Annotated in this window: 27 protein-coding genes; 13 read left to right on the plus strand and 14 right to left on the minus strand. The window is 57.4% G+C overall.

The window, feature by feature from the left end; all coding sequences use genetic code 11:
• The first annotated feature begins 145 nt into the window (after positions 1-145).
• From fliL to ACGS9J_RS02650, 8 genes are all read left to right on the plus strand, one after another.
• On the plus strand, positions 146-628 hold the full coding sequence (gene fliL, locus ACGS9J_RS02615; protein WP_442229521.1) for a flagellar basal body-associated protein FliL: 483 nt from the start codon (positions 146-148) through the stop codon (positions 626-628).
• 5 nt (positions 629-633) lie between these two features.
• Positions 634-1,635: a flagellar motor switch protein FliM gene (gene fliM / locus ACGS9J_RS02620; protein ID WP_044552047.1), complete on the plus strand. Its 1,002-nt coding sequence runs from the start codon at positions 634-636 to the stop codon at positions 1,633-1,635.
• On the plus strand, positions 1,632-2,045 hold the full coding sequence (fliN, locus tag ACGS9J_RS02625; RefSeq protein ID WP_442229522.1) for a flagellar motor switch protein FliN: 414 nt from the start codon (positions 1,632-1,634) through the stop codon (positions 2,043-2,045). The genes fliM and fliN overlap by 4 nt, the downstream gene beginning before the upstream one ends.
• Positions 2,045-2,449, plus strand: a complete 405-nt coding sequence (gene fliO, locus ACGS9J_RS02630; protein ID WP_442229523.1) for a flagellar biosynthetic protein FliO — start codon at positions 2,045-2,047, stop codon at positions 2,447-2,449. The genes fliN and fliO overlap by 1 nt, the downstream gene beginning before the upstream one ends.
• Positions 2,446-3,282, plus strand: coding sequence for a flagellar type III secretion system pore protein FliP (fliP, locus tag ACGS9J_RS02635; protein ID WP_442229524.1), 837 nt, complete (start codon positions 2,446-2,448; stop codon positions 3,280-3,282). Before fliO ends, fliP begins: the two co-directional genes overlap by 4 nt.
• Before the next feature lie 35 nt (positions 3,283-3,317).
• Positions 3,318-3,587, plus strand: coding sequence for a flagellar biosynthesis protein FliQ (fliQ, locus tag ACGS9J_RS02640; protein ID WP_041414697.1), 270 nt, complete (start codon positions 3,318-3,320; stop codon positions 3,585-3,587).
• 2 nt (positions 3,588-3,589) lie between these two features.
• The gene (gene fliR / locus ACGS9J_RS02645; protein ID WP_442229525.1) at positions 3,590-4,369 is read left to right on the plus strand and encodes a flagellar biosynthetic protein FliR; all 780 of its coding nucleotides are present in this window, start codon (positions 3,590-3,592) and stop codon (positions 4,367-4,369) included.
• 441 nt (positions 4,370-4,810) lie between these two features.
• Positions 4,811-6,259: a DUF1996 domain-containing protein gene (locus ACGS9J_RS02650; RefSeq protein ID WP_442229526.1), complete on the plus strand. Its 1,449-nt coding sequence runs from the start codon at positions 4,811-4,813 to the stop codon at positions 6,257-6,259.
• 340 nt (positions 6,260-6,599) lie between these two features.
• Here ACGS9J_RS02650 and flgL read toward each other — a convergent pair whose 3' ends face one another.
• The 11 genes from flgL to flgB all read right to left on the minus strand — a co-directional run bounded on the left by flgL (position 6,600) and on the right by flgB (position 16,851).
• Positions 6,600-7,559, minus strand: a complete 960-nt coding sequence (gene flgL / locus ACGS9J_RS02655) for a flagellar hook-associated protein FlgL (protein ID WP_442229527.1) — start codon at positions 7,557-7,559, stop codon at positions 6,600-6,602.
• A gap of 58 nt (positions 7,560-7,617) precedes the next feature.
• The gene (flgK, locus tag ACGS9J_RS02660; RefSeq protein ID WP_442229528.1) at positions 7,618-9,264 is read right to left on the minus strand and encodes a flagellar hook-associated protein FlgK; all 1,647 of its coding nucleotides are present in this window, start codon (positions 9,262-9,264) and stop codon (positions 7,618-7,620) included.
• A 190-nt stretch (positions 9,265-9,454) separates the two neighbouring features.
• Entirely contained in the window at positions 9,455-10,396 is a 942-nt protein-coding gene (gene flgJ, locus ACGS9J_RS02665; protein ID WP_442229529.1) for a flagellar assembly peptidoglycan hydrolase FlgJ, read from the minus strand.
• Complete coding sequence (locus tag ACGS9J_RS02670; protein WP_442229530.1) at positions 10,396-11,496, minus strand: flagellar basal body P-ring protein FlgI; 1,101 nt, start codon at positions 11,494-11,496, stop codon at positions 10,396-10,398. Before ACGS9J_RS02670 ends, flgJ begins: the two co-directional genes overlap by 1 nt.
• Before the next feature lie 10 nt (positions 11,497-11,506).
• Complete coding sequence (locus ACGS9J_RS02675; RefSeq protein WP_442229963.1) at positions 11,507-12,205, minus strand: flagellar basal body L-ring protein FlgH; 699 nt, start codon at positions 12,203-12,205, stop codon at positions 11,507-11,509.
• A gap of 233 nt (positions 12,206-12,438) precedes the next feature.
• Positions 12,439-13,221: a flagellar basal-body rod protein FlgG gene (gene flgG, locus ACGS9J_RS02680; protein ID WP_442229531.1), complete on the minus strand. Its 783-nt coding sequence runs from the start codon at positions 13,219-13,221 to the stop codon at positions 12,439-12,441.
• An 18-nt stretch (positions 13,222-13,239) separates the two neighbouring features.
• A complete protein-coding gene (locus ACGS9J_RS02685; protein ID WP_442229532.1) occupies positions 13,240-13,995 on the minus strand; it encodes a flagellar basal body rod protein FlgF in 756 nt (251 codons plus the stop codon).
• A gap of 12 nt (positions 13,996-14,007) precedes the next feature.
• Positions 14,008-15,231: a flagellar hook protein FlgE gene (gene flgE / locus ACGS9J_RS02690; RefSeq protein ID WP_442229533.1), complete on the minus strand. Its 1,224-nt coding sequence runs from the start codon at positions 15,229-15,231 to the stop codon at positions 14,008-14,010.
• A gap of 106 nt (positions 15,232-15,337) precedes the next feature.
• On the minus strand, positions 15,338-16,015 hold the full coding sequence (flgD, locus tag ACGS9J_RS02695; protein WP_442229534.1) for a flagellar hook assembly protein FlgD: 678 nt from the start codon (positions 16,013-16,015) through the stop codon (positions 15,338-15,340).
• Between the two features lie 12 nt (positions 16,016-16,027).
• Entirely contained in the window at positions 16,028-16,432 is a 405-nt protein-coding gene (gene flgC / locus ACGS9J_RS02700; RefSeq protein WP_020827521.1) for a flagellar basal body rod protein FlgC, read from the minus strand.
• A gap of 5 nt (positions 16,433-16,437) precedes the next feature.
• Entirely contained in the window at positions 16,438-16,851 is a 414-nt protein-coding gene (gene flgB, locus ACGS9J_RS02705; RefSeq protein WP_442229535.1) for a flagellar basal body rod protein FlgB, read from the minus strand.
• Positions 16,852-17,011: 160 nt separating this feature from the next.
• On the opposite strand from flgB, the gene flgA reads away from it, so the two are divergent.
• From flgA to ACGS9J_RS02730, 5 genes are all read left to right on the plus strand, one after another.
• Positions 17,012-17,665: a flagellar basal body P-ring formation chaperone FlgA gene (gene flgA / locus ACGS9J_RS02710; protein ID WP_442229536.1), complete on the plus strand. Its 654-nt coding sequence runs from the start codon at positions 17,012-17,014 to the stop codon at positions 17,663-17,665.
• Between the two features lie 121 nt (positions 17,666-17,786).
• On the plus strand, positions 17,787-18,113 hold the full coding sequence (gene flgM, locus ACGS9J_RS02715; RefSeq protein ID WP_442229537.1) for a flagellar biosynthesis anti-sigma factor FlgM: 327 nt from the start codon (positions 17,787-17,789) through the stop codon (positions 18,111-18,113).
• A 47-nt stretch (positions 18,114-18,160) separates the two neighbouring features.
• Positions 18,161-18,595: a flagella synthesis protein FlgN gene (locus ACGS9J_RS02720; protein WP_442229538.1), complete on the plus strand. Its 435-nt coding sequence runs from the start codon at positions 18,161-18,163 to the stop codon at positions 18,593-18,595.
• A gap of 232 nt (positions 18,596-18,827) precedes the next feature.
• A complete protein-coding gene (locus ACGS9J_RS02725) occupies positions 18,828-19,214 on the plus strand; it encodes a type II toxin-antitoxin system RelE/ParE family toxin (protein WP_442229539.1) in 387 nt (128 codons plus the stop codon).
• On the plus strand, positions 19,195-19,497 hold the full coding sequence (locus tag ACGS9J_RS02730) for a helix-turn-helix domain-containing protein (RefSeq protein ID WP_442229540.1): 303 nt from the start codon (positions 19,195-19,197) through the stop codon (positions 19,495-19,497). The genes ACGS9J_RS02725 and ACGS9J_RS02730 overlap by 20 nt, the downstream gene beginning before the upstream one ends.
• A gap of 83 nt (positions 19,498-19,580) precedes the next feature.
• On the opposite strand, the gene umuC is transcribed toward ACGS9J_RS02730, so the two are convergent.
• The 3 genes from umuC to ACGS9J_RS02745 form a co-directional block, all read right to left on the minus strand.
• Positions 19,581-20,843 carry a translesion error-prone DNA polymerase V subunit UmuC gene (gene umuC / locus ACGS9J_RS02735; RefSeq protein ID WP_442229541.1) on the minus strand — a complete coding sequence of 421 codons (1,263 nt, stop codon included), beginning with the start codon at positions 20,841-20,843 and terminating at the stop codon, positions 19,581-19,583.
• Positions 20,827-21,261: a translesion error-prone DNA polymerase V autoproteolytic subunit gene (gene umuD, locus ACGS9J_RS02740; protein ID WP_442229542.1), complete on the minus strand. Its 435-nt coding sequence runs from the start codon at positions 21,259-21,261 to the stop codon at positions 20,827-20,829. The genes umuC and umuD overlap by 17 nt, the downstream gene beginning before the upstream one ends.
• A 303-nt stretch (positions 21,262-21,564) precedes the next feature.
• Positions 21,565-21,861 carry a DUF1330 domain-containing protein gene (locus ACGS9J_RS02745; RefSeq protein WP_442229543.1) on the minus strand — a complete coding sequence of 99 codons (297 nt, stop codon included), beginning with the start codon at positions 21,859-21,861 and terminating at the stop codon, positions 21,565-21,567.
• Positions 21,862-21,947 lie beyond the last annotated feature (86 nt).

Below are 21,947 nucleotides of genomic sequence, written 5' to 3' on the forward strand. Positions count from 1 at the left end.
CCTATTCTGGCTATTGCGCGCCGGAATAGGCGCGATAATACCGTTACATGTCATGCGTGTGGCTTTTGCGCGCGCTATATATCCGCCGGGTTTCAGGCTGCAGCTTGAAAGACGACGGGTATAACAACAGGAATTTGATTTAGCTATGTCTCAAAATACCCTACCGGCGGCTCCGAAACGCTCCCTTCTGGTCATTCTGCTGGTGCTGATAACCCTCGTCGCCTGCGGCGCGGCCGGCTACAGCTGGTGGCAGCTCAAGCAGCATCAGGACGGCGCGCAACCCGTCGCCAAACAGCAGCCCCCGGCCGCACCGGTGTTTATGCCGCTGGACACCTTTACCGTCAATCTGATGACGCCTGATAACAACCCGGATCGCGTGTTGTATATCGGCCTGACGTTACGCTTGCCGGATGAAAATACCCGCCGCCAACTGAACGATTTTCTGCCGGAAGTGCGCAGCCGTCTGCTGATGCTGCTGTCCCGCCAGGAAGCGGGCCAGTTGAGCAGTGAACAAGGAAAGCAGCAACTGGTGGCGCAGATTAAGGACGTGCTTAGCCCGCCGCTGGTTAAGGGACAACCGAAGCAGGTGGTCAGCGACGTGCTGTTCACCGCCTTCATATTGCGGTAATCACTATGGGCGACAGCATTCTTTCACAGGCAGAGATCGACGCCTTGCTCAACGGCGACAGCGCGGGTGACGAACCCGAAGCGGTCGCCCTCAACGAGAGCGAGGTCAAGCCGTACGATCCGACCACCCAGCGCCGAGTGGTGCGCGAACGGCTGCACGCGCTGGAAATCATCAACGAACGTTTTGCCCGGCAGTTCCGCATGGGGTTATTCAACCTGCTGCGCCGCAGCCCGGACATTACCGTCGGCCCGATCAAGATCCAGCCATACCACGAATTTGCCCGCAACCTGCCGGTGCCCACCAACCTGAACCTGGTGCACCTGAACCCGTTGCGCGGTACTGCGCTGTTCGTGTTCGCGCCGAGCCTGGTGTTTATTGCCGTCGATAACCTGTTCGGGGGCGACGGCCGCTTTCCCACCAAAGTGGAAGGCCGCGAATTCACGCCAACCGAACAGCGGGTGATCAAGCGCATGCTGCGCCTGGCGCTGGATGCTTACGGCGACGCCTGGAGCGCGATTTACAAGATCAACGTGGAATACGTGCGCGCCGAAATGCAGGTGAAGTTCACCAACATCACCACGTCGCCAAACGACATCGTGGTCACCACCCCGTTCCAGGTGGAAATTGGCGCGTTGAGCGGTGAATTCAACATCTGCATTCCGTTTGCCATGATCGAGCCGCTGCGCGAACTGCTCACCAACCCGCCGTTGGAAAACTCGCGGCAGGAAGACAGCCACTGGCGTGAAACGCTGGTGAAGCAGGTGCAGCATTCCGAACTGGAGCTGATTGCCAACTTCGTCGATATCCCGATGCGGCTGTCAAAAATCCTGAAGCTGCAGCCGGGCGATGTATTACCGATTGATAAGCCGGACCGCCTGATCGCCCACGTCGACGGCGTACCGGTTTTGACCAGCCAATACGGCACGTTAAACGGGCAGTACGCCCTACGTGTTGAACATTTGATTAACCCTATTTTGAATGCCCTGAGTGAGGAACAGCCCAAATGAGTGATCCTAAGCAACCGTCTGGCGAAGGAAAGGAATCCGTGGACGATCTGTGGGCTGATGCGTTTAACGAACAGCTTGCAACCGAAAAGACGTCTGCCGGCGATGCGGTGTTCAAATCGCTGGAACCGCAGGATACCAGCGGCAGCCTGCAGGATATCGATCTGATCCTGGACATTCCGGTCAAATTGACCGTTGAACTGGGCCGCACCAAGATGACCATCAAGGAGCTGCTGCGCCTGTCGCAGGGGTCTGTCGTAGCACTGGACGGGCTGGCGGGTGAACCGCTGGACATTATGATCAACGGTTACCTGATCGCCCAGGGCGAGGTAGTGGTGGTCGCCGACAAGTTCGGCGTGCGTATCACCGATATCATTACCCCTTCCGAGCGCATGCGCCGCCTGAGCCGCTGATGAATCCAAGCGCCACCGCGCCCAATACGGGCACCTTGCAACCCGCTGAGCCGGCCCTGCCGGCCGGTTCGGTGCTGACGCAGGTCAGCAGTGCCCTCGGCGGTATTTTGCTGCTGATCCTGCTGGCCGGCTGGCTGTTCCGTCGGCTGGGTTTTGCTCCACAGGCACGCAACAGCAAGCTGCTCAACCTGCGCGCCAGCTGTCAGGTCGGGCAGCGCGAGCGCGTGGTGGTGATCGAGGTGGATAACACCTTGCTGGTATTGGGCGTCACCGCCCAGCAAATCACCCCGCTGCATAGCCTGCCCGCTCCGGTACAGGACACCGACGCCGCCGAAGTGACCCCACCGGCGGATTTTCGCCAGCTGATGCAAAAAGTGCTCAAACGTCCGGAAAAATCGGCATGACTCACACTCAACAATCGGCCTCCCCGACTATTGCTCCCCTCGGTTCGGATTGGCAGAAAACCGCCGCCTTCCCCCTCTCCTGTTGGAAGAGGGCCGGGGTGAGGGGAAAACAACTTCTGGCTGCTGCGCTGCTGTTGATCAGCCCCGCGGCTTTCGCACAGTTGCCCGGCCTGATCAGCCAGCCATTGGCCAACGGCGGCCAAAGTTGGTCGCTGCCGGTACAAACGCTGGTGTTGCTGACCTCGCTCAGCTTCCTGCCGGCCATGCTGCTGATGATGACCAGTTTCACCCGCATCATCATCGTGCTGGGGTTGCTGCGCAACGCGCTTGGCACCCCCTCCGCCCCGCCCAATCAGGTGATGCTGGGCCTGGCGCTGTTCCTGACGTTTTTCATTATGTCGCCGGTGTTCGACCAGGTTTATCAGGACGCTTACCTGCCGTTCAGCCAGGACAAAATCAGCCTGGACGTGGCGCTGGATAAAGGCTCGCAGCCGTTACGCGAGTTTATGCTGCGTCAAACGCGTGAAACCGATCTGGCGCTGTACGCCAAACTCGCCAACCAGCCGCCGCTGGCCGGGCCGGAAGCGGTGCCGATGCGCATCCTGCTGCCGGCCTACGTCACCAGCGAACTGAAAACCGCGTTCCAAATCGGCTTCACGGTGTTTATTCCGTTCCTGATTATCGATCTGGTGGTCGCCAGCGTGTTGATGGCGCTGGGGATGATGATGGTGCCGCCGGCTACCATCTCGCTGCCGTTCAAGCTGATGCTGTTTGTCCTGGTGGACGGCTGGCAATTGCTGCTCGGTTCACTGGCACAGAGTTTCTATTCGTAATTCGCGGCCTACCCGCCGCCACTGAGGGCTCCATAATGACACCCGAATCGGTCATGGCACTGGGCACCGAGGCGATGAAAGTGGCGCTGGCGCTGGCCGCCCCGCTGCTGCTCGCCGCGTTGGTCAGCGGCCTGGTGGTCAGCCTGCTGCAGGCCGCGACCCAGATCAACGAAATGACACTGTCGTTCATTCCCAAAATCCTGGCGGTGGTCGCGACCATCGTGATTGCCGGGCCGTGGATGTTGAACCTGCTGCTGGACTATATGCGCACGCTGTTCACTAACCTGCCGAACCTGATTGGTTAACCATGCTCACATTTGACAGCGCGCAGTTCGGCGTCTGGCTTAGCCAATATTTCTGGCCGCTGCTGCGCATTCTGGCGCTGATCAGCACCGCGCCGGTGTTCAGCGAAAAGCAGATCAGCAAGAAGGTGAAGATTGGCCTCGGCGGGCTGATCGTTGTCCTGATTGCCCCTGGGCTGCCCACCAGCACCGTGCCCATTTTCTCCGCGGCCGGTTTATGGCTGGCGGCCCAGCAGATCCTGATCGGCGTGGCGCTGGGCCTGACCATGCAGTTCGCCTTTGCGGCGATACGGCTGGCCGGGGAAGTGATCGGCATGCAGATGGGCCTGTCGTTCGCCACCTTCTTCGATCCCAGTGGCGGCCCCAATATGCCGGTGCTGGCCCGGTTGCTGAACCTGCTGGCGATGCTGCTGTTCCTGAGCTTTAACGGCCACCTGTGGCTGATTTCCCTGTTGGCGGACAGCTTCCATACCCTGCCGATCCAGGCCGAGCCGCTGAACGGCAATGGTTTCCTGGCCTTGACCCAGGCCGGTTCGCTGATTTTTATCAACGGCCTGATGCTGGCGCTGCCGCTGATTTGCCTGTTGCTGACGCTGAACATGGCGCTCGGCCTGCTTAACCGTATGACGCCGCAGCTGTCGGTGTTTGTCATCGGCTTCCCGGTCACCATGACCATCGGCATCATGACCATCGGCATGATGATGCCGATGCTGGCGCCCTTCTGTGAGCACCTGTTCGGCGAGTTCTTCAACCAACTGTCTGAAGTGATACGCGGTCTGTCATAACCTGATGGCAAAAGCGCTTTCGTTTTATTCTATAAGAAACACAATAATCTATTCCCGGTGTTACTTGTTTTTAATGAAATGTATTTCATTGCCTCACAATCACCACAGTTGCCTATTATTTCCTTCAAACTCACCACAGCCCCATCACACATCGCCCCTGAGTTACAAATGAACATGATTAATATAAGTGTTCTCACTGCGCCTGGTAATACAATTCACCATAATGAAAACGACCTAACCCATTGATGGGACATGTTATACGCAATTGCCCTGTGAAAGACTGCACGCCCTGGCAATAAGGCCAAGGGACAGAAACTGTGGAAGAGTAAGGCTGAATGTCGTTATTACCGTCGTTAATAATATTTTTTCGAGATTAATGCCGACATTTATATTCACCACAAGTTATCACATTTCAATCTTCGTTCTAACAAAGGAGCAGTTATGTTAAGGAATAAATTAGCCTACCCTCTCGCCTCATCATTATTCATTCCGTTTATTGTTAGTGCATCATCATTAGTGCCGGAATTTACTCCGGTGGAGGTTATCGCCGATTACGATACCGGTATTTTTAACGTAGTGTGTGATTATTCCCATACGCTAGCCGATGATGCCATTGTCATGCCCGGCCGTCCCGGTCACTCGATGATGCATGACTTCTTCGGTAATACCGGTGCAGACGCCATGAGCACCACCGAATCGCTACAGAACACGCCGAGAACCACTTGTACCTCGCCCTATGACAGTTCATCGTACTGGGCGCCCGAGCTGATGCGCGCTAATGGCACCCTCGTCAAACCCACCTATATCAAAGTTTACTACCGCAACGACAACCCGGAAAAACAGGCGGCAGCCCCCATCCCGCCAGGGCTGCAGTTGTTGGCCGGCAACCACCATCGCGCGGTGGGGCAATACGATCCGCATGTTTGGTTCTATTGCCGAACATCGCTGGAAGGCGGTGAACATTCAAACCAGCCACCGGACAGCTGCCCGCAGATCCCGGGGTTCGACGAGGGGGCCGAGTTCAATATTTCCTTAAGCTTCCCCGATTGCTGGGACGGTAAAAGCCTGACAACCTCCGCCAACCCGCAGAAACGCAACGCCGCCTTCAGTGAAAAAGGCGTATGTCCCGTGGCGTTTCCGGTGAAGATCCCGCAGTTGAACATGCGGATCCACTACCCGATGAATGATGACGGCAACCTGAAGGGTGCCAAGCTGTCCATGAACCCAAGTATCGATGAGAACGGCGTCATCACCCCAGTGTGGGGCGACCTTTACAGCGCGCATGCGGATTTCTTCGCCGCCTGGAACCCCCGTACCACTCGCTATAGCGTTGAAGAGTGTCTTAACCGCAAAGTGGCCTGTGATAAAGACATTCCCGGTGATTTCGAACGCAGCAGCGCCGATGGCTGGATAGCGGCAAAAGAGCAGCAAAAACATTTTGCTGGGCCGGTCATCAAAATCGGCGGTGAAAATAACATCGGCTTGATGAAATTCACCCTGCCGGAGCGCCTGTATAGCCATAATATGACCAAGGCTGACCTGCGCCTTTATGGCCGTCAGGTCAGCGGCGAAACCGGGCAGGTCCGCTTATATGCCCTGCCGGACACCGATTGGGATGAAAACACCCGGCAGCCTGCCATCACCCGATGCCCAACGACACCGGCGCTGGGTCATGCCCAAATGTGGAAAGGCACGGTGATGAAAAGCTTCGATGTCACCCAAAGCGTGCAGCAAGCCATGCAGGCCGGGAAGCGCGAGATCGCTTTTTGCCTGATGGGCACCACGGCAGCAGACGCAGAATTCAGCAGCAAAGAAGGTAAGCGCGGGCCGGTCCTACGCTTCAATTTCGATCCGGTGGCCGAACAGGAAAGCCCCGCGCCACACAAGTAAGGCCATTGAACCGGTTTAGATAACCGGTTCCTGACGTAAAAAAAAGGCACGTCACGCCAAACCTGTGGGGAAAGCGTGACGTGCCAAACCAGTGCGCCCGGTTTCAAGAATTCCCTACCGCCGCCCTGCAGCGATAACGTCCTCTAAGCACACCCAAAGCGATTGCCCGCCATGACTTCAACTTCACGGCAGGCCAAGAATGACCTATTACCCTGTCCTGGGGATTTCGAGTTGCCGCCATGCTCCCGCGCCCCCATCCCAGCCAGCGTAGGGGCGCTGCATGCTGCGCCCGCATCAACCATACCGGGGTGAATCTATCTGCCCCGTACAACCAAGGGGATTAGCGGTTCATTTGGAACAGCGACATCCCCTGCATATCGCCGAAGGTTTTGTACGATGCCTGCAATGCCGCCTGTTGCATGAAATAGCTGGAAATCGACTCGGCCAGATCGGCATCCACCAAGGCGCTCATTTGCGTTTGGTTGATCATGTCGCGATCCTTGCCGATATTATCCAGCGTATCCATTTCCTGCAGTTGGCTACCCAGTTCGGCGCGCACACTGAGCACTTTGTTATAGGAGTTGTCCAGGCCGCGGTTGGCCTTGGCCAGCGCATCGTTTACCTGTAGCTTGGTGGCGTCATCCGCATCCTTCTGCGGGGTTTTCAACGCCTTAAGTGCAATATCAATGCTTTCGAACACGTTGGATACCGGCGCGCTGCCATCCGGCTCCGGCTTCGGGTTGCTGGTCAACGCCATGAAGATCTTATCGCCGGTGTGACCAATGGTCATGGTACGGTTGGCATCCACTTTCTGCTCGACCGGCGTGTTGCCACCGACATAACTGACCGAGCCGCCGTTATCTTCGAACGGTGGCTTGTCATTCACAAAGCCGCCAAACATATAGCGCCCGTTACCGTCAGTGCTGTTGGCCTGGTTGAGCAGCTGATCTTTCAGGCCCTGCAGCTGGGTCGCCAGCGAATCACGGTCGTCGTCGCTTTTGGTGCCGCCGGCGCTGACGATCAGTGCTTTCATGTCGGAAATGGTGCTGGTGACTCCGGACAGCACCGTCTCTTCCATCGATACGCTTTGGCGGGCGAAGGTCCGCGCCAGAGCATATTGGCTATTTTCCGACTGCGATTGAGCCAGCATTACCGCCTGTGATGCCGCCAGGGGATCGTCGGACGGATTGCTGACTTTTTTACCGGTGGAAAGCTGTTCCGCCGCCTTCATAAACAGCGACTGGTTGCCGGTAATGCCGGACATGTTCTGTTGGTACATCATGCTGGTGCTCATGCGCATGGTGCGGGTTCCTCAAAATCAGCGACCGGAACCGCCAGGGCTCCGGTTAAAGTGGAAATCAACGGATGTTCAGCAGCGCATCGAACATTGAGCTGGCGGTTTGAATCACCTGCGCATTGGCCATGTAATATTGCTGAAAACGCAGCAACTCACCGTACTCTTCATCCAGGTTGACGCCGGAGACCGACTGTTGCTGGTTGGTCAGTTGCGTGACGATATTGGCCTGCGACGTCGCCGCAACCTTGGCCGATGCCGTCTGGTTACCGACGCTGCTGACCATGCTGGCGTAAGCGCCGCTGAAGGTGGCTTTGCCGTCGACCAATTTTTTAGTCTGCAGGTCGAGCAGCTTTTTGGCGTTTTCGTTATCGCCGCGACCGCTGTCGTCTTTACCGGCGGCGGCGATGTTTACCGTGTCGGTAATGGCGACTTTCAGGCTACCAGCGACGTCGCTGACCGGCTTCACGGTGAAGCTGTCATTCTTTTGCGCGTTACCGTCGATGCCGACCTTCAGGCCGTCGAAGCTCAGCGTCGGTTTGCCGGCGGCATCGACGCCCGCCGTGGCGTTAACCTTCACGTTGTCCGGCAGGCGGCTCACCTGCCAGTTGCTGCCGTCGAATTCCACCCGGTAATCGTTGGCCTTGACCTTGCTGGTATCGGTGTAAGACACCGACAATGACGCATCGCCGCTATTGCGGCTGTTATCCACCACGCGGCCACCGCCGAAGCTGAAGAAATCGGTACCGGCGTCGCCGTTGAGATCGAACCCGGCGCGGTGCTGCTGATTAAAGCTGTCCGCCATCGCCAGCGCCAATTGCCCCAGTTGATTGCGTGCAACATCCAGCGATTCGCTGCGAAATTTCAGCACACCGCTGACGCTGCCGCTGGTGATTTGGCCTTCCGGCACTTCGCTGACGCCATTGCCGCGGTTATAACCGAGGGTCAGACGAGCAGGATCGCCACTGGAAGGCACCGCTTCAACCTGGTAGGCGCTGTTGCCCTGCACCAGCGTCAGGCCGTTGGCGAAAGACACCGTGTAAGCGTCGCCGTCTTGCTGAGTGACCTGCACGCCCACCACCTGGTTTAGCTCGGTCACCAACTGGTCGCGCTGATCGAGCAAGGCATTCGGTTCACCGCCGCTGCCGCGCAGACGGGTAATTTCATCGTTCAGTTTGGCGATCTGCTGGCTGTAGCTGTTGATCTGGTTAGCGCTGTCGCTGAGCTGTTGATTAACGCCGCTGTCCATATCGCGCAGGTATTTGTCGGTGTTGTTGAACTGATTGACCAGGCCATTGGCCTTGCCCAGCACCGTTTGGCGAGCGGCGTCGTCGCCGGCGTTGCTGACCAGATTCTCCAGGTTGCTGAAGAAATCCTGCATGTTGGTCGACAAGGTATTGGTTTTGCTCGCCAGCAGGTTATCGATCTGCGAGATTTTCTCGAAGTAGGCGTTCTGCGCCCCGGCCTGGCTCTGTGCGCCGCGCAACTGATTGGTGATGAACTGATTGTATTCACGGTTGACGCTGGTCACGGTGACGCCGTTGCCAATGAAGCCGTTCATGGTACTCATGCCGCCATTCTGCGCCAGGATGGCAGTCTGTCGGTTATAGCCCGCCACGTTGTAATTGGAGATGTTGTTACTGACGGTGCTGAGCGCCACCTGAGCCGCATTCAGCCCGCTCATCGCGGTATTGATTAAGCTATTGGACATAAAAGTTCCTTTTGCTGCGGTGCCGGTGGCCCACAGGAGTCAATTAATCTGCTGAGACGGTTCACTCAGCCTGTCTCGGTTATCGGCAAAAACGGGGGAAACTTGAGGGAAAAATCCGGGTCCAGCATGCTGACCCCCTACATTTAAATACGGCCTATTGCGTAGGGGCGCTGCATGCTGCGCCCAGTGGCTAAAAAAGATCCTTCAGGTCGTGGGTATAGGCCTTCACCACCTGCTCGCCGGCGTTTTTCATCTGCTGTATCACGCTGACCAACTTGCTGGCGTATTGCGGATCGGTGGCATAACCGGCTTGCTGCAGCGCGTGCGCCGCCTGCTCCGGACTGCGGGCGTTGGCTACCCCGGCGTAGCGTGGGTTATGGGTCAACAGCTTGACGTAGTCGGCCATCGCCTCGACGTAAGAGCCGTAAACCCGGAACCGCGCCTTGATCTTCTTCGCCGCCCCCTGCTCAAACTCAGTGGTGGTGATTTCCGTCACCGGTCCATCCCAGCTGCCGCCGGCCTTGATGCCAAACAGGTTGTAGCTCGGCGAACCGTCGGCGGTCGGGATCTCACGCTGACCCCAGCCGGATTCCAGCGCGGCCTGCGCCACAATCAGCTGATGCGGTATGCCGCTCTGCTGGCTGGCGACGCGGGCCGGCGTAGACAGCCGGGCCACAAAGTTGCCGTTATTGAGCGACATCGAAGGTGCAGCCGGCGCCTTCGGCACCGCACGACGGACCATCTGTTCCAGCGCCTGATTCGGCAAGGTCTGCAACACCTCATCGTCCAGCACCATCGGCGACATGCCCGCCGTCTCACTCGGCACGGCGTTGGCGTTGCTCATCTGCTTCACCATCATGTCGGCCAGCCCCAGGCCTTTTTGCGACATCTGCTGAGCAATCTGCTGATCGTACATCGAGGTGTAGAGCCGCGACTGATCGCTGCTCAATATCCCGTCCTTCGGCAGCGCGGCACGCATGCTTTTCAACATCATCTGCACGAACATGCCCTCAACCTGCTGCGCCACCTGTTTCAGGTTGCCCTGCGGATCGGTTGCCGCGTCGCGCTTGAGTCCATTCAGCGCCTGCGCATCATAGGCGGCGCCCGACATTGCCATTAGATCTCCGGCCATCAGATAATTTCCAGCTTGGCACGCAGGCAGCCGGCGCTTTGCATCGCCTGCAGGATAGACATCAGATCGATCGGCGTGGCGCCCAACGCGTTAAGCGCGCGGATCACATTATTCAAATTGGCGCTGGCGTTGACCTTCTGCAGCGACCCGCCCTGCTGCTGCACCGAAATTTGGGTATTCGGCGTCACGACGGTCTGCCCGCCGCCAAATGGCGTATTCGGCTGGCTGACGGTATTTTGCCGATCGACCACCACCGAAAGATTGCCTTGCGCCACCGCGCAGGAATCCAGGATCACGTCGCGGTTCATCACCACCGAACCGGTACGTGAGTTGATGATGACCTTGGCGTCAATCGCCCCGACGCTGACATTAATGTTCTGGATCTCCGCCAGGAAGCGCACCTGCGAACTGTTGCCCTGCGGCACCAGCACCTGGATCGTGCGGGCGTCCAGCGGTGAAGCCGTGCCGCCGCCGCGCTGGCGGTTAATGGCGTCGCTGATTTGCTGTGCCAGCGTGAAGTCTTCGTCGTTCAACTGCAGGTTGATCACCCCACCGGTGCCGAAGGTGGTCGGTAATTCGCGCTCAATGGTGGCACCGTTGCTGATGCGGCCACCGGCCAGTTGGTTGACCTGCACGCTGCTGCCACCGGCCGATGCACCGGCACCGCCCACCAGCACGTTGCCTTGCGCCAGCGCGTAAACCTGGTTATCCACCCCTTTCAGCGGCGTCATCAGCAGGGTGCCGCCACGCAGGCTCTTGGCGTTGCCCATCGAAGACACCACCACATCAATGTTCTGCCCGGTGCGCGAAAACGGCGGCAGCTTGGCGGTAACCATGACCGCTGCCACGTTTTTCAGCTGCATATTGGTGCCCGGCGGCACGGTAATCCCCAGTTGCGAAAGCATGTTGCTCAGGCTCTGGGTGGTAAACGGGGTCTGCATGGTCTGGTCGCCGGAACCGTCCAGCCCCACCACCAGGCCGTAACCGATCAACGCGTTGTCGCGCACCCCCTGCACCGTGACCAGATCGCGAATGCGTTCCGCCGCGACCGGAAAACCAACCAGCCCAATGAGCAGCGTAAGCAGTAATTTTTTCAGCATCGGTCAATCCTTAGAACGGTGAGACATTTAAGAAGAAGCGTTGCAACCAACCCATGGTCTGCGCTTCGTTGATATAGCCGTTGCCGACATATTCAATGCGCGCGTCCGCCACCTGAGTGGAGGTGACCGAGTTGCTGCCGCTGATGGTGCGCGGGTTGACCACCCCGGAGAAACGGATGAATTCGGTGCCCTGATTGATGGCGATCTGTTTTTCCCCCACCACGTGCAGGTTGCCGTTCACCAACACCTGATTGACCGTGACGGTAATGGTACCGCTGAAGGTATTGTTGGCGTTGGCCCCGCCCTTGCCACCAAAGGTGCTGTCACCGGAGATATCCATGTCGGCGCGCGCATTGCCCAGCAGGCCATCGAGATAGCGCGGCGAGGTAGCAACGCCGAACTTGCTGGCACCATTGCGACTGGCGTTGGCCGAGGAGCTTTTGCTGGCGCTGACGTTCTCCTGCAGCACGATAGTCAGGGTATCGCCGACGTTGCGCGGACGGCGGTCTTCAAACAGCGGCTGATAACCGTAGTTCATCGGCTGCACCGTCTGAAAAATGGCGCCGTTCGGCACGGGCGCGCCCGCCGGTGCCGGCGGCGCCGTGGTAGCACCGTCCACCAGGGGCTTATGTGGAATGTAAGCGCAGCCGCTCAGCGTCAGCATCACCATTGCCGCCAGCCAGCGTTTTCCTTGCGGCGGGTTTTCCATCAGAGTTGTGGTTACCACGGGTATCGCCTTTGTTTCACAAAATAGGGTTACGGGCGCTGCAGCGCCCGTGAATGCGTTGACAAAGTGGGGAAAAAGCGTGGTTTTTCCCCACTTTGTGGTTATTAGCCGAAAATCAATAGCTTGATTTTCCTTCATTTTTGTTAGCAAACCTGACCTTCCAACCCTGTTTTAAGGTTGGTTAGCTACCTGGCGGGCGCAGCGGCGCCCGTCAATTACAGTTGCGTCAGTTTTTGCAGCATCTGATCGGAAGTCGATACCGCTTTGCTGTTGATCTCGTAAGCTCGCTGGGTCTGGATCATATTGACCAGTTCTTCCGCCACGTTGACGTTGGAGGTTTCCACATAGCCCTGATACAACAGACCGGCACCGTTTAATCCGGGCGTGCTCTCGTTCGGCGCACCGGAACTCTCGGTTTCCTGATAGAGATTCTCGCCCATGCTTTCCAGGCCGCTGTCATTGATAAAGGTGGTCAGGGTCAGTTGCCCCACCTGCTGAGCCGCGGTTTGCCCCTGCAGGGTGGCGCTGACGATGCCGTCGCGGCCGACGGTGATGCTCAGGGCATTGGCCGGAATGGTGATCGCCGGTTGCACCTGGAAACCGCTGGCGGTCACCAACTGGCCGTTCTGATCTCTTTGGAACGAGCCGTCGCGGGTATAAGCCAGGGTGCCGTCCGGCATCATCACCTGGAAAAAACCCTGCCCCTTGATGGCGACGTCCTTGCTGTTGTTGGTCTGCGACAGGTTGCCCTGGCTGTGCAGACGCTCGGTCGCCACCGGACGCACGCCGGTACCGATCTGCAACCCGGACGGCAGCGTTGTCTGCTCGGAGGACTGCGCCCCCGGTTGGCGCATGGTCTGGTACAGCAGGTCTTCGAACACCGCGCGCTGACGTTTAAAACCGTTGGTGCTGACGTTGGCCAGGTTGTTGGCAATCACGTCCATATTGGTCTGCTGCGCATCCAGACCGGTTTTGGCAATCCATAAAGAGGGGATCATGAGTTATTTCCTTGCTGATTAACTCATTGACAACAATGAGTTGGCGCGCTGTTCATTTTCATCCACGCTGTGGATGACCTTCATCTGCATTTCAAAGCGGCGGGCGTTGGCGATCATGTCGACCATGGTTTCCATCGGCTTGACGTTGCTGCCTTCCAGCACGCCCGGCATCACCTGCACCAGCGGATCGTTCGGCAACTGATTGCCACGCTGCCGTTGGGTTTCCGGCGTTAAACGGAACAAACCATCATCGCCACGCATCACTTCGCGGGCATCGGCCTTCACCAGTTTCAACCGGCCGATCTGCGCGATGCTATTCGGCGGATCGCCCGCGTTCAGCGCCGAGATAGTCCCGTCGGCGGCGATAGTGATCTCCGCCGACGGCGGCACCTCAATCGGCCCACCGTCGCCCATCAGCGGCGCACCCTGCACCGTCAACTGCCCGGTGGAGGAGATCTGAATGTTGCCGTTACGGGTGTAGGCTTCGCTGCCGTCCGGCAGACTGACCGCCAGAAAACCGTCCTGCTGCAGGGCTACGTCCAGCGGGCGTGCGGTGTAATTCAGCGCCCCCTGGCTCATGTCCGCCCCCGGTGTGGACGCGGTGACCAGGGTTCGCGTCGGCAGGCTTGGCCCGTCCACCGGTACCGCACGCAGCGCCGACAGCTGAGCGCGAAAGCCCGGCGTCGAGGCGTTAGCCAGATTATTGGCGGTGACCGACTGCTGCTCCAGCGTCTGTCGCGCCGCGCCCATCGCGGTATAAATCGCGTGATCCATAAATCAGTCCTATTAGCGCAGGCTAACCAGCGTTTGCAGAATCGAATCCTGCGTTTTGATGGTTTGGGCGTTCGACTGGTAGTTGCGTTGCGCGACGATCATGTTCACCAACTCCTGGCTCAGATCGACGTTGGACGCTTCCAGCGCGCCGCTGGTCAGCTTGCCGAAACCGCCGCTGCCCGCCAGACCGATGCGAGGCTGGCCGGAGGCGCCGGTTTCCTGCCAGACGTTATCGCCCTGCGAGGACAGGCCTTCCGGGTTGGAGAAGTTGGTCATGACGATCTGGCCCAGCACCTGGGTCTGCTGGTTGGAATAGATACCGACCACCGTACCGTCGTTGTTGATCTGGAAGTTGGTGTACTCACCCGCCCCGTAGCCGTCCTGCGACACTTTGCTGACGGAGTCGGCGCTGACGCTCTGCTGCATGCTCTTGGCGAAGCTCAGGGTAAAGTTCTGCGCCGGAGCGCCATCCTGGGCGGACATCGGGATCAGCATGCTGAATTCACCGGCGGTGCCTTGCTTGCTGGTGGTGCTGGCCAGATTACCGCTGGTATCGAATTCCATGGTGCCGGCATCTACCGGTGCGGCCGCGCCGTCCTGGGTATAAACCTGCCATTTGTTTTCGTCGGTCTTCACAAAGTAGGCGTTGATGTTGTGCGCATTGCCCAGCGAGTCATACGCGGTGATGGTGTTGACGTAGTTATAGGAGTCCTGTTTGGCCGGGTCGAAGGTCTTGTTGTCCGGTACCTTATGGGTGGACTTCAGGTTGGCGACCATGGTGCCGGAGGTTGACGCCTTGGCGTTCATCATGCCTTCAGGAATGCTCAGCGGCACCGGGTTGGCGCCCTGTTGAATGGTCGGCGGCGTCCCGGCGGCCGGATAGCCGGTCAGTTGCAGGCCCTGCATGTTGGTCAGGTTACGGTTTTCATCCAGCTTGAACTGGCCGTTGCGGCTGTAGAAAATGCCGCCGTCCTGATCCTGCAAACGGAAGAAACCGTTGCCGGAAATCGCCACGTCCAGGGCACGGCTGGTGCCGGTGGTGGTGCCGCCTTTAAAGTTCTGGGTGATCCCCGCCACCTTGACGCCCAGGCCAACCTGCGAGCCGGCGAACATGTCGGCAAAGGAAACGCTGCCTGATTTAAAACCGGAAGTGGCGGAGTTAGCGATGTTGTTACCGATCACGTCCAGGTTGGTTGCTGCTGCGTTTAAGCCGCTTACTGCCTGAGAAAAGGCCATGTCATTCTCCGAATTAGTGGTCAGGCGATCGTCCGATAACGCCTGATAATCTGTGGATAGCCCCAATAGCCTTCAGGCACTGGCCTGAAGGAGGAAGGGTATTGGGTTAAAGGATCTGCCGGACATCCTCCAGCGTGGCGCTGCCCGCCAGGCCCAGATCCAGCTTCGCGCCGTCCGCACTGCGGATAACGCCGTTGACCATGCCAAAATGCAGGTTGCGCGCCACCAACTGTTCGCCGTTGGCTTTGGCGTTGATGGTGAAGCTGTAGGCCCCGTCCGGCGCGGTGGTGCCGTCCGTCATCGAGCCGTCCCAGCTGAACGAATGCACACCGGCGGTCAGACCACCAAGCTCAATGGTGCGCACCACTTTGCCAGTGGCGTCGGTGATGGTGGCGGTCACCGTATCGGCGGCTCGCTCCAGTTCCAGACCGAACGGTGTGGTGCTGACCTTGCCGTCTTTGCTGCCGGCCAGAATATTGCTGCCGGGTACCATCACGCCGTGGCCGATCAGGGCGGTGGCCTGCAGTGACTGATTACTGTTGATCTGCCCGGAGATCGACCCCAGCGTGGTATTGAGTTTTTCGATGCCCTGAACGGTATTGATCTGCGCCAGCTGCGTGGTCAGTTCGTTGTTCTGCATCGGGTTGGTCGGATCCTGGTTCTTCAATTGCGCCACCAACAGCGTCAGGAAATTGGTCTGCAGATCCTGACTGGTGTTGTTTTTGGTGTTGGCGCCAGTGACGGTGTTATCCAGTGATTCATTGGTGGTTGCGGCAATCGCCATGACAAGCTCCGGTTATTGACCCAACGTCAGGGTTTTCATCATCATCGACTTGGTGGTATTGAGCACCTCGACGTTGGCCTGATAGCTGCGCGAGGCTGAAATGGTGTTGACCATTTCACCCACCACATCCACGTTCGGCATGCGGACATAGCCTTTGCCGTCCGCCAGCGGGTTTCCCGGTTGGTAAACCAGACGCTCCGGTGCCGGGTCGTCAACCACCTGCGCTACGCGTACGCCGCCAGTGGGTTGGCCGGCCGCCGCGGCGACTTCAAACACCACCTGTTTGGCGCGGTAAGGTTGGCCGTCCGGGCCGGTGACGCTGTCGGCGTTGGCCATGTTGCTGGCGCTGACGTTCATGCGTTGCGACTGGGCAGACAGCGCCGAGCCGGAGATATCAAAAATATTCAGTAGCGACATGCGCCTTATCCTTGTTGTAACACTGACATCATCCCTTTGATCTGACCGTTGATCAGCGTCAGGTCGGTCTGATACTTCAGGCTGTTATCGGCGAAGTTGGTGCGTTCGCGATCCATGTCCACCGTGTTGCCGTCCATAGACGGCTGATCCGGCACGCGGAACAGCAAGTCGAGCTGCGGCGGCTGCATGTTCTGCGCCGGAATATGGCGCGATGACGTCACGTTCAGCGCTATGCCGCTGCCGCTGGCGCGCCCTTGTTCCAGCACCTTGTTCAGTTGGCCGGCGAAATCGATATCCCGCGCCTGATAGCCCGGGGTGTCTGCGTTGGCGATGTTGGCGGCCAAAATTTCCTGCCGCTGGGCGCGCAGGTTCAGCGCCTCTTGACCAAAGCGCAGAGCAGCGTCCAGTTTGTCGATCATGCTCCCTCCGCGAGGTTAGAATTTGGAGCCGACAGCATAAACGCCCCTTCCGCCAGCCTATCGCGGGAATAAGGGCAAAATGCGTCGCTATTTATCTGCTTAGCCTGCGCGCAGTCCGGGTACACTTACGCGCACCCTGATAGCTCTTGAGGAAGCGAAGATGAAAGGTAGAATGCTGCTGTTGCTCGCCCTGTTGTGCAGCCTGAACGCACGGGCCGAAGATCTGGCGGCGCAAATCGATCGCTTCATCAGCAGCCAGTTCAGCGGCAGCCCGGTGCAGGTAAAAGTGCTAGTGCGCACACCCGCCAGCCAATGGCCGCAGTGCGAATTCCCGCAGCTTTCTTTGCCGCAAAATGCACGGCGTTGGGGCAATATCAGCGTCTCGGCGCGCTGCGGTCAGGAGCGGCGTTTTATCCAGACCCAGGTTCAGGTGATCGGGAAATATCTGGTGTCGGCTCGCGCTATCGCTGCCGGCAGCAAGCTGACGGCGGCGGACATCAAATTGAAAAGCGGCCGGCTCGACACCTTACCGCCGCGCACGCTAAGCGAAACCGGCAAAGCACTCGGAGCCGTCAGCCTGCGCAATATCAGTCCCGGTCAGCCGCTGACCTTCGCCATGCTGCGCCGCGCCTGGGTGATCAAGGCCGGTCAGGCGGTGCAGGTGACCGCGCAGGGAAACGGATTTAACATCAGCGGTTCAGGCAAAGCCATGAACAATGCCGCCGCCGAAGACAGCGTCCGCGTGCGTATGGCTTCCGGACAAATCGTCAGCGGCATTGCCGGTGATGACGGTACGATCCGCATTGGGTTATAAAAAGGTAAAGGTTTATCAAAACCTGCCGATAAGAAAATCATAAGCACGTTTTTATTGGCCGCCAGGGCCGCAAAAATATCAGCCATTGCCTGCAGGGCGACGGCATCGATGGAGACCGACCATGAGTATCGATCGCACCCAGCGGCTGCAACCCGTTCCAACGGTGCAACCTCGTGAGACACCGACTGAAAATCAACTTCAGCCGCGCAAGACCGCTCAGGCGGAAAGCACCGTCAGCGGTACCCAGGTAAAATTGAGCGACGCGCAAGCGCGCCTGATGCAGCCGGGAACGCAGGATATTGATATGAATCGGGTGGACGCCATCAAACAGGCGATCCGTAACGGCGAGCTAAAAATGGATACCGGAAAAATTGCCGATGCGCTGCTGAAAGATGCGCAAAGCGATGCCCAGTGGATGTCAAACGGCAAGCAAACGCCGGAGGCTTAACCGTCGGGTTAAAGACCGGGGAATTCTTTGATAGGTGATGATTCGTAATGGAAAGTCTGGCGCAACTGATTGATAAATTGTTGGAAACCCTGAATGCGCTGAATACGGTGCTGATGGAAGAACATCATTTGCTTTGCTCAGGTCAATTACCGGGTGTGGCACTGCAACGTGCTACCGACGCCAAGAGCCAGTTGCTGGCCACGGTAAACTATCTGGAGCAGCAGCGGCTGAACCTGGAAAGCGCCCAGGGGCAACAGGCGCCCTATTCCGCGCATCCGCGCCTGGCGGACGGCTGGCAGCGGGTACAAGCGCTCAGCCAACAGCTGCGGGAAAAAAACCAGCATAACGGCATGCTGCTCAATCAGCAGATCGACCATAACGCTCAGGCGCTGGCGATCCTGAGCAAGCAAAATAAATCGCTCTACGGCCCGGACGGTCAGTCGCGCAACGCCAGCCTGCTGGGGCGCAAAATCGGCGTTTAATCAAAGATACTTCCCCCGGCGACCTTCGCGCCGGGTGCCTCTCCTCTCGCCAATCTGCGAGTTCACTCGCACCACAGCTCTTCCCATAGCCAACCGGCAGTTTTTATTTGCCTGGCACTGCGCAAACCTGATATTCCCCCGTTCGTCTTCCTCTTCCCTTCCTCCACCCTGTGCTGGTTTTTAAATCACTTGATCTATACCCGCAAAGGGGATAGTTTCACAGGGAGAGTGAATGACCGATATTTATCTCACCAAAACATTTCAGGCATTTGCCGCTCACGAACGCATCAGCGACGCCACGGTGATCAAGGCCGCACGTGAAATACAAAATCAACTGTACGATGCCAATTTAGGCAGTTGTGTGTATAAAAAACGCGTCGCCAGAGCGGGTGGCGGAAAACGTGGAGGCTATCGCGTCCTTATCGCCTTTCAGGATGAGGATCGCCTGTTTTTCATGCGGGGATTTGCCAAAAATGAACAGGACAACATTGCTAATGATGAGCTCGTCGGGTTAAAGCGCTTGGCTGCGCTTTATCTGGATTACTCGCCTTTCAGGCTTTATCAGTTAGTTAATGACAAGCAATTGAGGAGACTGACCTATGAGCAAGATCCTGGCTGAAATTCATCAGGAAGTTCAAGAACTGCACCACGCCGGTTTTGTCGACGATGTCACTATGCGCACCTTCGACATGCTGTGTTTACGCCCGGTCAAACACTATGCCCCTGCCGATATCCGCGCCCTGCGCGAGCGCGAAAACGTCAGTCAGCCGGTGTTTGCCCTGCACCTGAATGTCAGTAAAAAAGCGGTGCAAAAATGGGAGCGCGGCGAAGCCGTGCCTAACTCCGCCGCAATGAAACTGCTTTCGCTGGTCGAACGCAGTGGTCTGGCAATCCTGACTTAGGCTGCTCGCACTGCGCATACCCGATGGATGCTACGAATGATTGTTGATGCCCCGCACTGGATCCGCCGCGGGGATGATACAGACTATTTGACGAGCGGCAGGTCCGAGTACCTTGTCGTATAACTGGGGGACAGCATTTCGCGTTTCATCGCCCAGCTTTTTTGGATCCCCTGCCCGGCAAACCACACCGTACCCCGACCGGACTGATTAAGTCGATCGAGGGTCTGCATTAGCGCACTGCTGTTGGGCCTGGGCTGGTGTTCATCAAACAAATTGAGTTGTGCCACACCCTGACTAAAAAAATCACTCAGCATCACGCCGGCTTTCATATAGCGAAAATCGGCTTTCCAGATGCGGTCAAGCGCGCTGATAGCCACGCGAATAATGTCACGCGTATCGTTGGAAGGGATCGCCAAACGCCCGCTAGCCTGGGGGCCGTAGAATATTTCATTTTCGGCATGCGGGCTGGTGCGCATAAAGACGCTGATCACACAGCAGAACTGCTTTTCTGCCCTGAGCTTTTCGGCGGCGCGTTCCGCATAGGTGCAAATGGCCTGGCGCATATCTTGATAAGCCGTGATGCGGTGGCCAAATGAGCGGCTGCAGATGATCTGCTGTTTGGTCGGCGCAAACTCATCAAATTCCAGACAAGATTCGCCACGCAGTTCACGAACCGTGCGTTCGAGCACCACATTAAAGTGTTTACGGATCACCCAGGTTGGGCTGTCAGCAAGCTGTAGCGCCGTTTCGATCCCCATCAAACCGAGTTTCTTGCCGATGCGGCGGCCAACCCCCCACACTTTCTCCACCGGCACCAACGACAGCAGTTTTCGCTGGCGATCTGCATCCGACAGTTCAACAACGCCCCCCGTTTGACGCCACTTTTTAGCCGCATAGTTGGCGATCTTTGCCAGCGTTTTGGTTGACGCGATGCCGACGCCGACGGTCAGCCCGGTATTCTTTAACACCCGATTGCGCATTTGCTGGCCAAAGTCGTGAAGCGAAAGACAGCGACTCAAGCCAGACACGTCAATGAAAGCCTCGTCAATGGAGTAAATCTCTACGGCAGGTGCCATTTCGGTGAGCGTCAGCATCACGCGATGGCTGAGATCGGCATAAAGCGAATAATTCGAACTGAAAACAGCGACCTGCTGACGCCGCAGTTCATCTTTGATTTTGAAGTAAGGCGCCCCCATTTTGATGCCCAGCACTTTGGCTTCCGCCGAAAGTGAAATAATGCATCCGTCGTTGTTTGAAACGACAACGATGGGTTTGCCCTTGAGATCTGGCCGAAAAACAGTCTCACAGGAAGTGTAGAAGCTGTTGACATCAACAAGTGCGAACATGTCTGTTTGATTTCAAGGTAAATGTCACGACGCCAAAGATTTCCAGTTCTTCTTCTGACTGGAAAACGATCGGGGAATAATCCGGATTATGCGGGATTAGCTGAATGCGCGGATGGGTTTGCAGCTCCTTCACGGTAAATTCGCCGGCAACGGCCGCGATAACAATATCGCCATGGGTTGCGGACAATGAACGATCAACCACCAGCAAGTCACCGTGACTGATACCAGCGCCGATCATCGAATCGCCACTGACCCGGACAAAGTACGTCGCACTGGGGTGTTTAACCACCAGCTTATTCAGATCGAGGCTATCTTCGACGTAGTCCTGAGCCGGACTGGGAAAGCCACAAGGAACTCGCTCCATAAAGAGGGGAATTAACAAACCGGTAGTGAACTGACTGGGGTGAATGAACTGCATAATGGCGGATCCGGATAACTGTATTTATATACAGTATCCATGTTCGGCAGCAACGATCAAGCGGCGTATAATAAAATTCCTGAAAGCAGTTGAAGCGTCAGGTAATTTAAATTGGCTTGCCTGCTCCGTCGCTAAACAGGCTTTGGGGAAAACCCGGCCGTTCGCAACGGCGGGTTCAGGCTGCCGCGCGCCTGTACGTAATAAACAAAACGCAGCTCGGCATTCGCCGGTTAGATCCGCCCGTATGGCCGAATTGCGCGGCCGTTTCCTGGCCGCGGCTTTTTCCGGCGGATCTCGTGTACGTTAAGGCGCTGATGTTCCTTCGACAAGAACAAAAGTTCCGGTCGCAGCCCCCACCCTGAGTGCCCTGGCCGCCTGATATTCGGGACTTTCATAAAAACGTTTGGCCTCGGCGAAAGAAGCAAACTCAAAAATCACATGCCGTTCATGGACCTCGCCTTCAAGATTCTCATACTGACCAGACCACGCAACGATCCTGGGGTTGAATTTTTTCATTGCATCACCAGCAGCTGCTGCATAGGCGGCGTAAGCATCGGCATCGGATATGCTGACGTGTGCGATTAAATAACCTTTTTGCATTTCTGTCTCTCTCTGTCTTGAGGCAATCCAACGCAGTATGAATGCCGCATATAGGGCTGCCTCCGGTGATATCGCCCTTTACGGAC

Origin of the sequence: Serratia quinivorans (assembly GCF_052113645.1) — a bacterium.
GTDB lineage: Bacteria > Pseudomonadota > Gammaproteobacteria > Enterobacterales > Enterobacteriaceae > Serratia > Serratia quinivorans_B.

Bases quoted from the DNA above. Each gene is read 5' to 3' on its own strand.
- fliL (WP_442229521.1), top strand. From the start codon at position 146: ATGTCTCAAAATACCCTACCGGCGGCTCCGAAACGCTCCCTTCTGGTC.
- fliM (WP_044552047.1), top strand. From the start codon at position 634: ATGGGCGACAGCATTCTTTCACAGGCAGAGATCGACGCCTTGCTCAAC.
- fliN (WP_442229522.1), top strand. From the start codon at position 1,632: ATGAGTGATCCTAAGCAACCGTCTGGCGAAGGAAAGGAATCCGTGGAC.
- fliO (WP_442229523.1), top strand. From the start codon at position 2,045: ATGAATCCAAGCGCCACCGCGCCCAATACGGGCACCTTGCAACCCGCT.
- fliP (WP_442229524.1), top strand. From the start codon at position 2,446: ATGACTCACACTCAACAATCGGCCTCCCCGACTATTGCTCCCCTCGGT.
- fliQ (WP_041414697.1), top strand. From the start codon at position 3,318: ATGACACCCGAATCGGTCATGGCACTGGGCACCGAGGCGATGAAAGTG.
- fliR (WP_442229525.1), top strand. From the start codon at position 3,590: ATGCTCACATTTGACAGCGCGCAGTTCGGCGTCTGGCTTAGCCAATAT.
- ACGS9J_RS02650 (WP_442229526.1), top strand. From the start codon at position 4,811: ATGTTAAGGAATAAATTAGCCTACCCTCTCGCCTCATCATTATTCATT.
- flgL (WP_442229527.1), bottom strand. From the start codon at position 7,559: ATGCGCATGAGCACCAGCATGATGTACCAACAGAACATGTCCGGCATT.
- flgK (WP_442229528.1), bottom strand. From the start codon at position 9,264: ATGTCCAATAGCTTAATCAATACCGCGATGAGCGGGCTGAATGCGGCT.
- flgJ (WP_442229529.1), bottom strand. From the start codon at position 10,396: ATGGCCGGAGATCTAATGGCAATGTCGGGCGCCGCCTATGATGCGCAG.
- ACGS9J_RS02670 (WP_442229530.1), bottom strand. From the start codon at position 11,496: ATGCTGAAAAAATTACTGCTTACGCTGCTCATTGGGCTGGTTGGTTTT.
- ACGS9J_RS02675 (WP_442229963.1), bottom strand. From the start codon at position 12,205: ATGGAAAACCCGCCGCAAGGAAAACGCTGGCTGGCGGCAATGGTGATG.
- flgG (WP_442229531.1), bottom strand. From the start codon at position 13,221: ATGATCCCCTCTTTATGGATTGCCAAAACCGGTCTGGATGCGCAGCAG.
- ACGS9J_RS02685 (WP_442229532.1), bottom strand. From the start codon at position 13,995: ATGGATCACGCGATTTATACCGCGATGGGCGCGGCGCGACAGACGCTG.
- flgE (WP_442229533.1), bottom strand. From the start codon at position 15,231: ATGGCCTTTTCTCAGGCAGTAAGCGGCTTAAACGCAGCAGCAACCAAC.
- flgD (WP_442229534.1), bottom strand. From the start codon at position 16,015: ATGGCGATTGCCGCAACCACCAATGAATCACTGGATAACACCGTCACT.
- flgC (WP_020827521.1), bottom strand. From the start codon at position 16,432: ATGTCGCTACTGAATATTTTTGATATCTCCGGCTCGGCGCTGTCTGCC.
- flgB (WP_442229535.1), bottom strand. From the start codon at position 16,851: ATGATCGACAAACTGGACGCTGCTCTGCGCTTTGGTCAAGAGGCGCTG.
- flgA (WP_442229536.1), top strand. From the start codon at position 17,012: ATGAAAGGTAGAATGCTGCTGTTGCTCGCCCTGTTGTGCAGCCTGAAC.
- flgM (WP_442229537.1), top strand. From the start codon at position 17,787: ATGAGTATCGATCGCACCCAGCGGCTGCAACCCGTTCCAACGGTGCAA.
- ACGS9J_RS02720 (WP_442229538.1), top strand. From the start codon at position 18,161: ATGGAAAGTCTGGCGCAACTGATTGATAAATTGTTGGAAACCCTGAAT.
- ACGS9J_RS02725 (WP_442229539.1), top strand. From the start codon at position 18,828: ATGACCGATATTTATCTCACCAAAACATTTCAGGCATTTGCCGCTCAC.
- ACGS9J_RS02730 (WP_442229540.1), top strand. From the start codon at position 19,195: ATGAGCAAGATCCTGGCTGAAATTCATCAGGAAGTTCAAGAACTGCAC.
- umuC (WP_442229541.1), bottom strand. From the start codon at position 20,843: ATGTTCGCACTTGTTGATGTCAACAGCTTCTACACTTCCTGTGAGACT.
- umuD (WP_442229542.1), bottom strand. From the start codon at position 21,261: ATGCAGTTCATTCACCCCAGTCAGTTCACTACCGGTTTGTTAATTCCC.
- ACGS9J_RS02745 (WP_442229543.1), bottom strand. From the start codon at position 21,861: ATGCAAAAAGGTTATTTAATCGCACACGTCAGCATATCCGATGCCGAT.